14 protein-coding genes, 1 tRNA gene and 1 pseudogene are annotated in these 15,371 nt (G+C 69.4%); 4 read left to right on the plus strand and 12 right to left on the minus strand.

All coding sequences use genetic code 11. The features are described 5' to 3' along the window. The 4 genes and pseudogenes from FHR32_RS40705 to FHR32_RS40720 form a co-directional block, all read left to right on the plus strand. Window positions 1-453: pseudogene (locus FHR32_RS40705) on the plus strand (hypothetical protein); the annotation flags it as partial. Further along, the gene (locus FHR32_RS40710; protein WP_184759949.1) at window positions 450-1,388 is read left to right on the plus strand and encodes a threonine ammonia-lyase; all 939 of its coding nucleotides are present in this window, start codon (window positions 450-452) and stop codon (window positions 1,386-1,388) included. The pseudogene FHR32_RS40705 and the gene FHR32_RS40710, both read left to right, overlap by 4 nt. A 25-nt stretch (window positions 1,389-1,413) precedes the next feature. After that, window positions 1,414-2,910, plus strand: a complete 1,497-nt coding sequence (locus tag FHR32_RS47045) for a phosphotransferase (protein ID WP_312882932.1) — start codon at window positions 1,414-1,416, stop codon at window positions 2,908-2,910. A gap of 96 nt (window positions 2,911-3,006) precedes the next feature. Beyond that, window positions 3,007-3,360, plus strand: a complete 354-nt coding sequence (locus tag FHR32_RS40720) for a tyrosine-type recombinase/integrase (RefSeq protein WP_246468612.1) — start codon at window positions 3,007-3,009, stop codon at window positions 3,358-3,360. 84 nt (window positions 3,361-3,444) lie between these two features. Here the strand turns inward: FHR32_RS40720 and FHR32_RS40725 are convergent, their stop codons facing one another. The 12 genes from FHR32_RS40725 to FHR32_RS40780 all read right to left on the minus strand — a co-directional run bounded on the left by FHR32_RS40725 (window position 3,445) and on the right by FHR32_RS40780 (window position 15,357). After that, complete coding sequence (locus FHR32_RS40725) at window positions 3,445-3,690, minus strand: 2-C-methyl-D-erythritol 2,4-cyclodiphosphate synthase (protein ID WP_184759950.1); 246 nt, start codon at window positions 3,688-3,690, stop codon at window positions 3,445-3,447. 154 nt (window positions 3,691-3,844) lie between these two features. Continuing rightward, window positions 3,845-3,908: transfer RNA gene (locus FHR32_RS40730), tRNA-Ser, on the minus strand. Continuing rightward, a complete protein-coding gene (locus FHR32_RS40735; protein WP_312882933.1) occupies window positions 3,908-4,336 on the minus strand; it encodes a protease inhibitor I42 family protein in 429 nt (142 codons plus the stop codon). The genes FHR32_RS40730 and FHR32_RS40735 overlap by 1 nt, the downstream gene beginning before the upstream one ends. Before the next feature lie 35 nt (window positions 4,337-4,371). After that, window positions 4,372-4,941 (minus strand): maleylpyruvate isomerase N-terminal domain-containing protein, encoded by a 570-nt coding sequence (locus FHR32_RS40740; protein WP_312882934.1) that lies wholly within the window; start codon window positions 4,939-4,941, stop codon window positions 4,372-4,374. A gap of 126 nt (window positions 4,942-5,067) precedes the next feature. Continuing rightward, window positions 5,068-7,086 (minus strand): CehA/McbA family metallohydrolase, encoded by a 2,019-nt coding sequence (locus tag FHR32_RS40745; protein WP_184759953.1) that lies wholly within the window; start codon window positions 7,084-7,086, stop codon window positions 5,068-5,070. A 177-nt stretch (window positions 7,087-7,263) separates the two neighbouring features. Next, window positions 7,264-7,866, minus strand: coding sequence for a GTP-binding protein (locus tag FHR32_RS40750; RefSeq protein WP_184759954.1), 603 nt, complete (start codon window positions 7,864-7,866; stop codon window positions 7,264-7,266). Next, complete coding sequence (locus tag FHR32_RS40755; RefSeq protein ID WP_184759955.1) at window positions 7,847-8,233, minus strand: DUF742 domain-containing protein; 387 nt, start codon at window positions 8,231-8,233, stop codon at window positions 7,847-7,849. The genes FHR32_RS40750 and FHR32_RS40755 overlap by 20 nt, the downstream gene beginning before the upstream one ends. Beyond that, the gene (locus FHR32_RS40760) at window positions 8,230-8,658 is read right to left on the minus strand and encodes a roadblock/LC7 domain-containing protein (RefSeq protein WP_184759956.1); all 429 of its coding nucleotides are present in this window, start codon (window positions 8,656-8,658) and stop codon (window positions 8,230-8,232) included. The genes FHR32_RS40755 and FHR32_RS40760 overlap by 4 nt, the downstream gene beginning before the upstream one ends. Window positions 8,659-8,763: 105 nt before the next feature. Then, window positions 8,764-11,268, minus strand: coding sequence for a sensor histidine kinase (locus tag FHR32_RS40765; RefSeq protein ID WP_312882935.1), 2,505 nt, complete (start codon window positions 11,266-11,268; stop codon window positions 8,764-8,766). A gap of 203 nt (window positions 11,269-11,471) precedes the next feature. Beyond that, window positions 11,472-13,097, minus strand: coding sequence for a prenyltransferase/squalene oxidase repeat-containing protein (locus FHR32_RS40770; RefSeq protein WP_312882936.1), 1,626 nt, complete (start codon window positions 13,095-13,097; stop codon window positions 11,472-11,474). After that, on the minus strand, window positions 13,094-13,861 hold the full coding sequence (locus FHR32_RS40775; protein WP_246468613.1) for a terpene synthase family protein: 768 nt from the start codon (window positions 13,859-13,861) through the stop codon (window positions 13,094-13,096). The genes FHR32_RS40770 and FHR32_RS40775 overlap by 4 nt, the downstream gene beginning before the upstream one ends. Window positions 13,862-13,974: 113 nt before the next feature. Further along, window positions 13,975-15,357 (minus strand): cytochrome P450, encoded by a 1,383-nt coding sequence (locus tag FHR32_RS40780; RefSeq protein ID WP_184760091.1) that lies wholly within the window; start codon window positions 15,355-15,357, stop codon window positions 13,975-13,977. Between the last annotated feature and the right edge of the window lie 14 nt (window positions 15,358-15,371).

The following is a 15,371-nucleotide window of genomic DNA, read 5'->3' on the forward strand; positions in this document are numbered from 1 at the left end:
GGCATGGTCGGCTTCGTGGTCGGGTCCGGGCTTGGCGTGGTGCTGATGGGCGTGTGGCCGGCGCTGTGGCTGGTCGCGGCCGGCCTGTTCCTCCGGCTGGCCTGCATGAGCATCGGCAACGCGCACTGGCTGTCCATCATCCAGGTGAAGGTGGGGCCGGAACTGCAGGGCCGGGTTCTGGCCGTCAACGTCATGCTGGCCACGGCCATGCAGCCGCTGGGCTTCCTGACTGCCGGCCCGCTGGCCGACTGGGCTCAGCCGTACACCTCAGGTCCTGGCCGGGGTGCGGCGGCGGTGCTGCTGGTCAGCGGCGTGTTCCTGGTGGTCTGGGGCCTGCTCGGGCTGCGCTACCGCCCACTGCGCCACCTGGAGGACCTGGTCCCCGACGCCGCGCCGCCACCAGAGGCCGAGGCCGACCTGGACGCCATCCAGGACGGGGTACTGAGCAGATGAGCCTGGTAACGGCGGCCGACGTGGCCGCCGCCACGACCAGGATCGCGCCGTTCGTGCGGCGCACACCGCTGCTGCATCTGCCCGGCGAACGGCTCTGGGTCAAACCAGAGAACCGGCAACCCACCCGCTCGTTCAAAGTCCGGGGCGCGTTGAACGCCGTGGGACGGCTGGCCGAACGGGGCGTCGGGCACGTCATCGCCCAGTCCTCCGGCAACCACGCCCAGGCCATCGCGTACGCCGCCGGCAGGCACGGTCTGCGGGCGACCGTGGTCCTGCCCGACACCGCGCCGGAGCTGAAGGTGATGGCCGCCCGCAAGCTCGGCGCCGAGGTGGTGATCGCACCGCCGGCCCTGCGGGAGGTCACCTGTCTGGCCCTGGCCGACCGGCTCGCGGCCACAGTGGTCAGCTCCGACGATTTCGACACCATCGCCGGGCACGGCAGCGCCGGGACCGAGATCGGCCGGGATCTGTCCCGCGCCGGCACGATCCTGGTGCCGGTCTGCAACGGCGGCCTGCTGGCCGGGGTCGCGGTCGCGGCCAAGGCCGTCGACCCGGCGATCAGGGTGATCGGTGTCGAGCCCGAACTGGCCGCCGACGGTGTGGCCAGCTTCCGCTCCGGCCGGCGCACCGCGTGGCCGGTGCAGCAGACCTACCGCACCGTGGCCGACGGCCTGCGCGCTCCGGTCTTGGGTGCCCTGGCCTGGGAGCACATCCACCGGTACGTGGACGACATGGTGACCGTGAGCGAGGACAGCATCGAGGCCGCCGTCGACCTCCTGTGGCAGGAGCTGGGGGAACGCGCCGAGCCCAGCGGCGCGGTGGCTACCGCGGCCTACCTCACCCACCGGGCCACGCTGCCGGCCGGGCCCGTGATGGCCATCCTGTCCGGCGGCAACGTGGCGGTCCGTCCCAATGCCGACGATATGACGATATAAGGGAACGCTCACTCATTCGGGATTTGTGACCGGCCAGGCGCCGTCCAGCGCCACGCGCAGCAGGTCGTGGAAGACGGCAGTTCCCTCCCGTGCGGCGGGGTCGCCGCGCAGACCCCCGGCTCGCTCATGCGCGGCGTCCCCCTGCCCGCGTGGCATCTGCCCGGGCACCGGGCTGGCCCGGCTGTCGTACGGGCAGGCCCGCGCCCTGCTCGATGCGCACACGGCCGTCGGCGGGATGCCGGGCACGGGCTGGGACCTGCACGAATACCGGCACTCCGGCCTCACCCACCTCGGCGAGGCCGGGGCCAGCCTGCCGATGCTCATGGCGAAGTCGCGGCACAAGAAGCCGGAGAACGTACGGCGCTACTTCCACCCCTCGGCGGAGGCGATCGCCCTCGCCCTGTACCTCGGATACCCGGCGGTCACGTCGGCAACGATCGGTGAGCCGTACGTGTACGACAGCACGATCCCTCGCAGGCGCAGTGTGAGGCCGCCGCCCGGCCGGGGCAGGCCGCGCAGAGCTTCCACCACTGATACTGCTCCGGCAACGCGGCTGGCGGATATGAACTCTGGGTCATGGTCTGACTATGCGACGATCCTGGCAGGAACCGAGAGATCTGGTGGGTACATGGGCAAGATGCACGCGGACGAAGCGGAGACCGACGCCGACCTGGTCCGGCGACTGCTGCGCGCTCAGTTCCCCCGGTGGGCGGACCTGCCGATCACCCGGCTCGCCTCCGGAGGCACGGTCAACGCGATCTACCGGCTCGGCGAGGACCTGACCGTCCGGCTGCCGCTGCGCCCCGGCGGCGCCGAGGCCATCGCGATGGAGGCACGGCTGCTCCCCCGGCTGGCGCCGCTGCTGCCGCTGCCGATCCCGGATGTGGTGGCGACCGGCGCTCCGGGTGAGGGGTACACCCTGGCCTGGGCGGTGCACCGGTGGATCGAGGGCCGCAACCCGGTCGAGGGTGACCTGGCCGAGCCCGAGCTCGTGGCCCGTGACCTCGCGGAGTTCGCGGTCGCCATCCGCAAGATCGATCTCCCCGGCGGTCCGCCCGCGCACCGGGGCGAGCCGCTGATCGCCGAAGATCAGGGGATGCGGGCGGCGATCGAGGCGCTGCGCCGCACCGACGAACCCTTCGACGCCGACGAGATCACCGCGGCCTGGGAGGAGGCGCTCGCGGCACCACTGTGGACGGGCCCGGCCTGCTGGACGCACTCCGACCTCATGCCGAGCAATCTGCTGCTCGCCGGCGACCGCGTCTCGGCAATCATCGACTTCGGCACCGTGGGCATGGGTGAACCGGCCACCGACCTCATCCCGGCCTGGAACCTGCTGCCCGCCTCGGCGCGGCGGGTGTACCGCGAGGCGGTGGATGTGGACGACGCGACCTGGGCCCGCAGCCGGGGCTGGGCCCTGTCCATGGCGGTCATCCAGCTGCCGTACTACCGGACGACCAATCCGATCATTTCAGCCAACGCCCGGCACGTCATCCGGGAGATCCTCGGGACCTCCGCATAGGGGAGATCAGGGACGACGCGCCGGGCGCGGTTGCCAAAAAGCAGGACAACGCTCGGCACGCCCGAGGAAGAGCCGAAGCGGCAGAGCAAGCGCCGTATGCGGAAGCGCTCGAACGGTGAGGGGAGCATCTGGCCTCGCAAGGATGGCCGGTACGGCTACGCCGCCTTCGTGCCCAAGGCCAACGACTCCGAGCGGACCGTCCCGCTCCCCTCCATCTGCGTCGAAGCGCTCCGCGCACACCGCAAGCAGCAGTTCGCCGAACGCTCCGACCGCTGGAACGACTGGGAGGAACACGGCCTGGTCTTTCCGTCCCGGCGCGGAACGCCCATGGAGCCGGACAACCTCCGGCGAAGCTGGGGAGCCATCCGCAAGACCGCCGGCCTAGGCGACATGCGCTTTCACGATCTACGCACACGCCTCCCCCGGCGACAAGCGAGCAGCCCTCGGTAAGCTCGGGGACGCTCTCTGCTGATAGAGATCTCGATCGGAACGCCTCGGGCGTGATGCTCCGAGGCGTTCCGTTTTCCCGCTCGGTCAGTCCCCGGTAACCCCCCAGAACACGATCTCGCTCGGTCGCCGCTGCTCGTCATACAAGACGGTGTAACAAGCGTGGCCACGCTCCTCAATCACGCTGTCCACCTCATCATGCGCTCTCTCGAAGTCGACACGCGTCGGCTGCGATGTGCCGAACAACCTGGTTATCTCCTCCGGGGTAAGCGGCCTGGCTGCGCAGACCTCAGGCTCTTCGCCCTCGCCGAGGACCTCGAAGATGTCCAGCACCGAATGAGTGTACGAAGGACGCTACCGGTTGATACCGGCAAAGAGATCAGTCGCACAGTGTCCATGGACACGTTGTCGTCAGCGTTGTCGTCAAACACAACCAAGAACGCCCCGGCCGTGATCGGCTCGGGGCGTTTGTGCTGTTCAGATGAGGTGGTCAGGGGCGGGGTCGAACCGCCGACCTTCCGTTTTCCAGTCGGACGGTCCAGCTGACGGCTCAGGTGACGGTGATGCGGAAGGTGGCGTCACCCGACGCGCGCCTGCTCTGCTCGTCGGCGGACACCCCGTTGGCCGGACAGCTCCGGCAGTTGGAGATCGTGACGGTGGCCGTACCGGGCCGCTTGGCGTTGAAGACGAAGTAGCGGACCCCGCCCGCGTCTTTCGCCTCGGAGCCGGGCCGGTATTCCTCGCTGATGAACGAGGCCACCTTGACGTCCGGCAGGTCGGCCATCCGCCAGCTGTCCCCCGCGGAGGCGTTCTCGTCCACGCCGAGCGAGAACCGCTGGCCGGGGGTGAGCCGGACGTCCACGGTGGCGCCGACCTTCCCGTGAACCATCACCCCCAGGGACTGGACCGCGGCCCCGTTGCCGCATCCCGCGACGAGCGCCACCAGCAGAAGGACGACCATCGTCGTTCGGTGAATCACGCGACTCACATTAGCGACTGCGGACCGCCCCGGTTTCACGAGGTCACGCCGTCCCATTCCTCCAGCGGGGCGCAGTGCCAGCGCCAGCCGGTCTGGCGGGGGCGCCCGGGAAGCTCCGCCCGGCCGTTCGCCCACAGCAGCGTCTGCCACGGGTCGGTGTCGTGCGGCGCCCAGGGGAACAGGCGGCGCAGGGTGGCCCCGCCCAGCTCTTCGGACGGGGTGAACGGCAGCCCCAGGCCCAGAGAGGCGTCGTAGGTGTGCATCAGCATCTCGTCGCACGACATGCCCGCGAACCCGGAGGCGTCGGCCATGCCGTACGGATGCCAGCCGCGCGCCCCGGGCCCGCTGCCCTGTACGACCCTGGCCACGACCGTGGCGAACACCCCTACCGTGACGGCCAGGTCCGCCGGAGGGGTCTCCGGCCGCACTCTCAGATCCATCGTGCTGAGCTCGCGCCGCCCCGCGGCGAAATCCGTGGCGTACCAGAGCAGGGTGTCGGAGATGTGCGCGACCGCCTGGGCGACGGTCCATTCCATCCCGGGGATTCTCCTGCCCCAGTCACGGTCGAGCCCCGTTTCGAGAAAGGTCTGGCATTCGGTCGCCACGCGGAGAACTGTGTTCGCATCCATCTGGTGATCTTTTCAGAGGCGGGGCGGCCGGAGTGACGGCGGCATCGCCTCCCGTCCGGAGGCATGCCTCCGACCGCCACGCGTCGGGCGGCCCGCAGGCCGTCAGTCCAGGCGCGCCCGGTAGACCTCCCTGGCCCGCTCGATCAGCTCCAGGTGGTCGCCGAGCTGCTCGGCGGTCTCGAACGTGCCCTCCTGGCGGAGCACCTCCTCCATCCCGTCCAGCCACTCCAGGCACCAGCGGACGTCCTGCTCCCTGGCCACGTGACGGCCTCCGGCGTCGAGGTAGACCGGGCTGGTGTGGGCGTAGGCGCCGCGGGTGAACGTGCGTTCGTGCGGTCCGCCGGTGGCCAGGGCTACGACGTAGGTGGGGTCGGTGACGACCAGTTCGGCGGTCAGCTCGCCGGGCGGTCCCTCGGCCAGGACACCGTCGGCGGTGCGGATCTCCAGCCTCTCCACCTCGGGGCCGGCCGATCTCACGGTGATCGTGACCCGCTCTCCCGGCGAGAGGTCCAGGGTGGCGCCGGGGCCGTGCCCGTCGACCGACAGCTCCAGCCAGGGACCGGTGGTGCCGAACGTACGGCCCCGCCTGACGGCCTCGGCGAACGATCCGGCGGTGAGCGGGCCGTCCACCCGGGCGTAGACGCGGGCCCAGCCGGGCGGGTTGGACTGGTTGCCGCGCCGGGCGAAGGAGACCATCGCGTCGGTCCCGGCGGTGACCGCGATCCGGTTGCCCGCGCCGATCAGGTGCCGGTAGACGACGGCGGTCGCGGCGATCGAGGAGTGGGTGAGCACGTCGAGGCTGTCCACCAGTCCGAGCGCGGCATCGGCGACGATCTCCCTGGAGGAGCAGTTGCGCCCCTGCCACAGCAGGTGGGCGGGGCCCTCGGTGTCGGAGATCGGGTTGTGGAAGGGGTGGCTGTAGCCCATGAGCGCGCCGAGGCCGCGCAGCTCCTCGCAGGCGACGCTGTTGGGCGGCCAGTCCACGGTGCCCAGGAAGCCGGTGTGGAAGCGGGAGGGGGGCGCGGAGAGGCCGAAGGCGTAGAAGTGGCCGAGCAGGTCGTTGCGGTATTCGACGCCGAGCCTGGCCAGGTGGGTGGCGTCCGACCACGGCAGGTCCTGGCCGGCCCAGTGCGCCAGCGCCTCGGAGTCGTAGACGCGCGCCGAGGAGACGTTCCCGGCGACCAGGTTGAGCACATGCAGGTCCTCGCCGTGCTGCATGGCCGCCGCGAGCGCCGGCGTGCCGACCATGTCGCCGGCCCAGTTGAGGTGGACGTGCATGTCCCCGCCGTACCAGCCCCGCGCCGCCGCGTCGTAGAGCCGCTCCGGGGACAGCTCCAGCAGAGTCTCCTCACCCGGCACGGGGGTGATCTCGACCTCGGCGGAGCCGTACTCCATCCCCCGGGACACCCGTACGGTCAGCGGCTCGGCCGGGACGTCCAGCACGACGTCGTCGCCGTGGAAGTAGGGCATGAGGTGGTAGTCGCGCCTGTCCGGGGCTCCCTCGGGGTACCAGCCCTGCCCGTGCTCGCCGTACACGCTCCACTTGCACGGGAAGCCGGCGCGCAGCCGGAGGCGGGCAGCGGGGGCGGGACGGGTCAGGGCCGCGAGGTCCACGCGGCCGCCGTCGGCGACCACCTCGCTCCCACTGTTGATCTTGATGAGCCGTGCGCCGCGCGGGCCGATCTCGTGCGCCCGGCCGTCCACCAGCACGGTGACCGGCTTCTCCCGGACGGAGTCGACCAGCAGGGTCGTGTGCAGGGGCTCCGCGTCCAGTACGGCCTGCGCGCGCGCCTCGACCGTGACGCCGTCCTCGGTGAGCCGGAGCGCGGCGAGGTTGTCGAGCACCCTCCCGGCGAGGACGTTGCGGACGACCTCGTCCATGTCCAGCTCCGGGAAGTGCTCCTTCAGCTCCTCCGGAGACGCTCCCGGGTGGCGTACGGCGAGCATGCCGTAGCAGACGTCCCAGAAGGTCGTGGTGCCCATCAGGTAGGCGTTGGTGGCCATGGACCTCACGTAGAAGATGGGGTCTTCTCCCCAGGTGACCCCGTGCTCGGCGAGCAGCGCCCGATACTCCTCGGTCGCCCGCGCCACGGCGGGCGGCATGGTCGGATCGTCACACATGGGCCTCTCCCCGTGGTGGTACTCCCAGCGATCACCGCAATCGTGACATGACGAACACAGTCCGCTAGTGGTGCGGAGGAGCTAAAACAATGATTTATGCCTATCTGGTGGTCGTAAATCCTCCCCGGAGGATGTTTTCCGCCCCCGAGGCCCGCGAAGTGCCCGGGGGAACGGAGGTCAGGTCACCGACGCCGTGCCGAGACGCATCCTCATCGCGTGCTCCACGAGAGCGATCAGCACCTGCTTGCCGGACTCCCTGCTACGGGCGTCGCACAGCACGACGGGGATGTCGGGATGGAGGGTCAGGCCGAGCCGGACCTCGTCGAGGTCGTAGCGGTGGGCTCCGTCGAAGCAGTTGACCGCGACGACGAAGGGCGTCTCGCGGCGCTCGAAGTAGTCGAGGGAGGGGAAGCAGTCGGCCAGCCTGCGGGTGTCGGCCAGGACGACCGCGCCCAGCGCGCCGAGCGCCAGCTCGTCCCAGAGGAACCAGAACCGTTCCTGCCCCGGGGTGCCGAACAGGTAGAGCCGGTAGTCGTCACCGATGGTGATGCGGCCGAAGTCCATCGCGACCGTGGTGGTCTGCTTGGCCTCCACCCCGGACAGGTCGTCGATCCCGAGACCCCGGCTGGTCAGCGTCTCCTCGGTGCGCAGCGGCTCGATCTCGGAGACCGCGCCGACCAGGGTGGTCTTACCGGCCCCGAAGCCTCCGGCCACCAGGATCTTGAGCGCCTTGGGCAGCCTGACCTGCCCGGCGTCACGGCTAGAGTGCGCGGAGTCCATTGAGCACCGCCCTGTACAGCCTCTCGTCGTGCATGTCCGTCTCCGAATGGGGTTCTTGCAGGGCGATGAATCCCTGGTCGAGCAGGTCGCTGAGCAGGACACGGATGGTGCCTGCCGGAAGGTTCATGTGTGCGGCGATCTCCGCGACCGACTGGGGCTGCAGGCAGAACCGCACGATGGCCAGGCACTCCGGGTCGAGCCCGCTCTCCCTCGGGACGGCGGAGCGGACGCTCACCGCGAGGGTGATGAGGTCGAACCTGCCCTGGGTTGGTTCGGTCCTGCCCCGGGTGAGGACGTAGGGCCGGACGATCGGCCCGGCCTCCTCACCCACCCACTGCGTGTCGGGATGCTCTTCGAAGGGGTTCATCGCGGGGCGTCGTCCATGGCGCCCTGCGCCGTCCGCGCGGGCGAGGTGAGGTACTGGCCGACCCGGGTGACGAGCATGGCCATCTCGTAGGCGACCAGGCCGACCTCGGCCTCGTGTGTGCAGAGCACCGCCAGGCAGGCGCCCTGACCGGCCGCGCTCACGACCAGGTAGGCCGACCGCATCTCGATGATGGTCTGCCGCACCGCGCCGCCGTCGACCCGGTCGCTGACCCCCCGCCCCAGACTCTGGATCGCCGATCCCACGGCGGCCAGGTGCTCGGCGTCGGCCTGGCCGAACCCCTCCGACGCCGCCAGCAGCAGACCGTCGGAGGAGAAGACGATCGCGTGCTCGGCCTCCCCCACGCGCACGACCAAGTCGTCCAGCAACCAGGCCAGGTCGGCGAAAGATCCTGTTCCCTGCACCACTCTTGTCCTCTTTCTGCCGACTTCCCGCCGACGGGTGTTGGGTCGCCGGCGTCCGGCGGCTCGTCGGCACCGGGCGGCCCGCGCGAATCGAGATCATCACTGGTGTCACATGTGGGGCTCTCCGTCGCTCGCGGGATCACCGTCCCGTTCGAGCAGATGCGCCGCGTCGGACCGGCCGCGGCGCGTGCCGCTCTGGAAGGACGCCATGGCCGCGCGGATCGCCTCCGGCGAGCGCTCGTCGTCGTCCTCGGGTGCGGGCGCCGCCGGCGGCTCGTCGTCCTGCAGCGGGGCGGCGAGGTGGGTCTGGGGGACGCGCCGCGGCAGGCCCCCGGGCGTGTGACTGGTGTCGGGGGGAGGCATGAGCGTGGGAGACGGGAAGGCGAGGGCGCCGGAGGCCTCCGCGGACGCGGAACGGTCCGTGACCGGCCTGGCCGCCTTGTCCCGCGGGGCCGGGCTCCGGGTCTGGAGCGGCGTCCCGTGAAGGTCGTCCTCGACGGAGGTGTCCCCCCTGTCGAACGGCCTGTCGAACGGCTCACCGCCGGAGTTTCCGGCCAGGGTCCAGGCCGGGGCGGCGTCACCGGTGATCTCCAACGGTCCGGCGCCCTGCCTGTGGCCCGCGGGCAGGGCGTCCGCGCTCGCGGTACGGGCCTGCGGGACGCTGAGCGCGACCTCGGGCCCCGTCTGCTCGGTGACCAGGTCCTGCGGGATGAGGACGACGACCGTCGTGCCGCCGTACGGCGAGATCTTGAACGTCACCCGGATCTCGTGCCGTTCGGCCAGCCGGCTGACGACGTACAGCCCGAGGCGGGCGTTGCCCGACAGTTTGAGCTCGGGAGGGTTGGCGATCCGCTCGTTGGCGCGGGTGATGTCCTCCAGGGTCATGCCCAGGCCCCGGTCCTCGATCTCCAGCGCGTACCCGTGGGCCACGATGCTCCCGCTGACCTGCACGGTCGTGTAGGGCGGGGAGAAGGAGGCGGCGTTCTCGACCAGTTCGGCGACCAGGTGGATGACGTCGCTCACGGCACGCCCGTCCAGCGCCGCGTCTCCCAGGGGAAGCACGTCCACCCGGGTGTAGTCCTCGATCTCGGCCAGCGAGCCGCGGACCACGTCGATCATCGGGACCGCGTCGCGCCACGCGCGGCCGGGAGCCGCGCCGGACAGGACGAGGAGGTTCTCGGCGTAGCGGCGCATGCGGGTGGCCAGGTGGTCGAGCCGGAAAAGATCCCGCAGGTCCTGCGGGTCGTTCTCCCGCCGCTCCATCACGTCGAGCACGCTGAGCTGGCGGTGGACGAGCGACTGGGTACGGCGGGCGAGGTTGCGCAGGATGTCGGCAATGTCGCGCCGGAGCTGGGCCTGCTCGGCCGCGACCTTGATCGCGGTCTTCTGCACGGCGTTGAACGCCTGGCCGACGTGGCCGATCTGGTCGTCGCCGAACTCCAGCGGCGGCGCCTCGGCAGCGATGTTCACCTCCTGCCCGTGGCCGATCCGCTCCACCACCGACGGCAGCCGCTCGTTGGCGAGCTCCCAGGCGGCGATCCGCAGCTTCTCCAACTGCTGGATCAGGGCCCGCGCGGTGGTGATGGACAGGACGACGGAGGCGATGACCGCCAGCAGCCCCAGGCCGCCGGCGAGCGCGAGCCGTACGACGACGCCGACCGCGATGGGGACGGCCCGCTCGACGACCGAGGCACCGGCCACGACCACGAACTCCCCCAGCTTCGACACCACGGTCTGGGCGGCAGAGGACCATTGACCGGCATCGACGGGCTCAGGCAGGCTCACCGGACCGCCCCGAATGAGCTGATCCTCCATGACGCGCAGCCGGGTGAAGACCTCACTCTCCGTCAGTCTTTGATAGGCGGCGTGATCCGCAGCGGGCAGTTCGTTCGCGGCCCGGCTGCTGAGAAAGCGCTGGGCACCGACGAACTGCGCGAAGAGCGCCCGTTCGGCGTCGGTGAGACGACCCGTGGTCAGAGCGCTCGCCACCAGCGCGTCTTCCTGTGCGATCAGCTCATGGGCCCGGCTCAGCTCGATGAGCGTGCGGGTGTCCTTGGCGATCGCCTCATCGTCCAACGTCGCGACAGAGTCATAGGTGCGATATATGGAGTCGATGATGTCGGTGAACGCCGCCACCGTCCGGATTCGGTCCGTCCGCCCGCCATCGATCGCCTTACGAGCGGCGGAGAGACCATCCAGCCGCTGAAACTCTTCTTTCAGGCGCCGGTCGAGTGCGTCGCTCAGGAACAGTTGCGTACCGCCGTCGGTAGAGAGCTTCCGCAACTCGGCATAGGCCGTGTCAGTGCGCTTACGCTGAGCGTTCAACGCCTCTCGATGTTGGCGATCAATGAAGCGGCCACCGGACAGGGCCGCGGTAAGCCGTCTCTCACTCTGCAACTCGGCCATGAGCCGCAGGTTCGGTTGGGCGACACCCGCGTCCATATTGGACACGCCCAACATATTCAAGCCATCGCGTACGGTAACCCATGCCGTGAACGCCCAGAGCGCGGCGAGTGACACCAGCAGTGCCGTGACCTTGGTCCGCAAACGCGCATTACGCAAGCGCATAGCACCTATCCTGGTGATAGTACGAGAAAGCCACGTACCGGCCATGTTAATTACACGCGAGGAGCCGGCCGAGTCAACCATTGCCAAATCACCTGGATTATCGACACGGCTCGCGTTACACCCGGTGAACCCTAGCAATTCCGTCAAATACCCTCAAGTTAACATTGACGATATATGGTCATATGTCCCTTTTGTGGACTCTGACTTCTTCTATCGAATATGGGTGAAGGGCCACTGGTGGGTTTGGGTCACTCACCCCTGAGGGGAAGGGCACCCTGCGCCAGATACAACGCTCCCAGGATCGTGGCGCGAACGGGCGCCACCGGCAGATAGAGATCCTTGTCATGCCAGAGCGGCGGCATGACAACCGGAACACCTTGGTCGCTGACGGAACTCCGAAGGTAGTGATATCCGCGCTTCACAGCCTCCATGGGTCGTTCGCCGCTCGCCGCGGTGGTCAGCAGCAGGATGTGCAACGCATATGCGGTCTCCTCCGCGGTCCCCTCCCACCGCCCCCAGGAGCCGTCCTCCCGCTGGGTGGCGAGCACCCAGCGCACGGCCCTGTCCACGGCATCCGCCGAGTCTTTCCCGCCGAAGTCCTCCAGCGCGAGCGTGCAGCAGGCCGTCGCGTAGTACGGCGAGGCGTGCCAACGATCCTGCCAGCTCCCCTCCACCCGCTGGTGGTCTCGCAGCCAGGCCGTCAGCCTGTCCACGGCGGCCTCATAGCGGGGTGCCGGTCCGGGAACGTGGCGCAGATACTCGCCGAAGGCGTCAAGCACGTGCGCGTTGACCGTCGGCGACTCCCCCTCTTCTCCACGCCAGGTACAGAAATGCGTACCCGTTTCGTACAGCCACAGGCAGTCGGGCTCACGAACTGCTCCCAGCAGCGCCAGCGCGTACAACGCCACGGACGTGGTGTCGGCGTCCGACGGCAGTCCTGGTCCCGCCGGGCTGCCCTCTGGGCCAAGCGCGTCACACAGGTCCTCGATGAGTCCCGACGGCACGGCCACGGGGATACCGGCGCGCCGCAACCAGCTCAGCGCCCATCCCCGTTCGAATACGGTTATCGGCAGGGCGCACGGCACCGCACCCCCATAGCTGTCCACGACCGCCTCCAAGTAGCGCCGCACGGGGGCGCCGGGCTCGGGCGCTTCCCCAGCGCCCAGCCACGCAGCTCCGGCCGCGGGAGAGGCTCCGATCGTCGCGGTCGCGGAGGAGAGGCTCCCTGCCGTCCCGATCGGACTGGGGCTCACCCCGGGGGCGGCGACCGCCGCCTCTCCCGCCACCTCAAGCGCGTGGACCAGCTTCTGCGGAACCGCCGCGCCCGACGCCAGTCGCGCCCGGACGGCCGACAGCTTGGCCCCGTCCATACCTGCCGGAAGGTTCAGCCACTCGCCGTTCTCCCCCAGATATCCGTTGATCATGGAAATCAGGGCCGGCGCGATGAGCTCGACAGCGGGCATGTCGGGCAGGGACGGCAGTCGCTCATCGTTCAGCCAGCTCCGTAGCAGCCCCAACCCCCGGTCAACGACCCCGGCCAAGCTGTCGCGCTCGAACCCAGGGGCTTCGCGCCGCAGCTCGGCGGCGAGCGCCTCAGTCACGCTGAGCGTGGGGACCAAGGCGTAGCCATCGGGAGCGCCCCAGCCGCCGTCAGGCCGCTGGGCGGCGAGCAGGAATCTGACACGCGCGGCATGGCCGCTCAGCCATGGAGCCAGGCTTACCAGCCGTCCGGTCTCGTAGATCGAGGCCGATGCCTGGCCCCACGGCTCGGCCACGAGTCCTGCGACCAGTTCACGTGCCGCGGCGGCCACATCGATCTCCCCGAAACCCGGCTGCCGCGCCGCACCCACGACGACGAGATCGTCAACGCTCACAGCGTGCCCCAGTAGTCGGCCACCTGGTAGAAACCAGCGGAGAAATCCATCTGCCGTTCGAGGTAACCGGCCAGCTCAGGATGGGCAGGCCGAAGCGGGGCGATCAGCTCCCGGCTCCGCGCGGCGAGCTCGGCGATCCGCCGCTCAACCTCGGCGCGGCTGGTACCGAGCAGCAGGGCGTTGAGATCGCCCCAGCTCACATCGCGCTCGTAGGTGCCAAGGTCGTTGAGAAGACGGATCACCCGCTGCACCGCCCAGCTGGCCTCCCGGACCTGACCCAGGTCAGCGGGGATGTCCGGACCCGTGGTGTGCAACCAGTGGGCGGCGAACGCGAAGGAGAAGCCGAGGTTGTCGGCATTGCCAAGATACTCGTCGAACGTCGGCGCGGTCTTCGCGCTTTTCCAGCGCCACTCTTTCAGCATCGCCTGCAGCATCCGCTGGAGCTCGTCTCGCCAGACGGGCCCGAGCACCGCGAACGCGGGTGAGGCCGCGAGCTCGTCGCGGATGTCGGCCAGCAGTCGGGTGAGGTCGTCATCAACGGTCGGCGGAGCGCCCGCGGCCGTCGCCAGGCACCGTCGCGCGATCTCGTCCACCTCCGAGGGGGACGTGGCGACGTAGTCGACCAGCCAGTCCAGGCCGAACGCCCACAGGCAGACCTTGTTGGCCATCTGCAGTTGCTCGGCGGTGAACCATGGACCACTGAACGCCATGGCCAGCGACAGGGTGCTGTAGAGGGCGGCGTCGAAAGGCTTCGCGGAGAACAACCCAGGATATTCGCCTGCCCACGCACGCATCTGCCGCTGGGACTGCCCGGCAACGGCGCAGGCCGCCCCGGACTCCATGACAGCCAAGCGGCCATCAAACTCGACCGAGTCGGTCATCGGGCATCACCCCTGACACGCTCGACACGCACGAGGTCCAGCTCGATCTTCTGCTGGGGACGCAGCGAGGCTGCTGGAGCCTGGGTGAACGGCCCGGGAGTACGGAGCGACGGGCGGAACCGGCTGAGAACCGTCGCGACCATGAGCGAGGCCAGGAGGTAGAACAGATGCCGGCCCATGCACTGGTGCGGGCCGGCGCCGAAGGGAAAGTAGGCGTACCTGTGCCGGCGCTCCTGGTTCTCGGGCGCGAATCGTTCGGGGTCGAACTCCAGCGGACGGTCCCAGAACTCCTCCAGCCGATGCGTGGCGTAGGGGCTGAGCAATACCTGGGTGCCCGCCTTGACCCGCACTCCGTCGAGTTCCACGGGCTTGGTGGCCATCCGCGGGGCGACCCAGCCCGGCGGATACAGCCGCAGCAGTTCTTGAAGGATCATGCGGGTGTAGCGCAGCTTGGGCACATGCGCCGGTACGGCCGGGCCGGCGCCGACCACGCGGCCGATCTCGTCATGGAGCCTGGCCGCCACCTCTGGGTGTGCGTCCAGCAACGGCCACAGCCAGGTCAGAGTCGTCGCGCTAGACTCCGCCGCCGCGACGTAGATGCTGACCAGGTCATCACGAATCTGCTTCTCGCCGGCCTCGGCGCCGTCGTGCCTGCGGGCCCTGCAGAGCTCGGAGACGATCTCGAAGCCGTCTCCGGGGTTGACCCGCTCCTTCCGTATCACCGGCAATACCGCCTCGTCCACCGTCTTGACGGCCTTCATGAAGGCCCGGTCGCCGGGTATCCGGATGGAGTAAGGCATGAACGGCATGAGCAACCGGAAGTTGATCGAGGCGAAGGCCGTGTCGAAAGCGGTCGCGAGACGTCCAACCTCTTCATGTGTGATCCTGTCGCCGAAGAGCATCTGGACGGTAACCCGATTGAAGATCGTCTTCATCTCATCGGCGGCGTCGATGGATCGCCCCACCTGAGCATATTCGTCCAGTTCCTCGATGCGCGCGGCGATCGTCTTCGCCGCCACCTCACCGAGCGCGGCGATGTATCGCGCGGTGAACAAGGGCTGCAGGACCTTCCTGCTCGCCTCCCAGCTCTCATCTTCTCCGAGCAGACCGGTGCCAAGAAGCCGTTGCAGCGGCCGCCAGAACATGCCTTCACGCCGATAGTTCGTCCAGTCGCCGCGCAACACCTGCTGCACGTGGTCGGGATGGGAGACCAGGTAGGGACGGAACGGCCCCAGTCCCAGCCGGACGATCTCTCCGTCCGCCTCCCGCGCGAACTCCGCCAGCGCGTGAGCGGGTTCGCGTGCCAGCCTTGGCAGAGCCCGATGTATAGGGACGGACTTCACCCGCTGGACGGGCCGGGCGGCCACATGGGTCGACATTGTCACGCTCTCCC

The organism is Streptosporangium album (assembly GCF_014203795.1).
Classification (GTDB): Bacteria; Actinomycetota; Actinomycetes; order Streptosporangiales; family Streptosporangiaceae; genus Streptosporangium; species Streptosporangium album.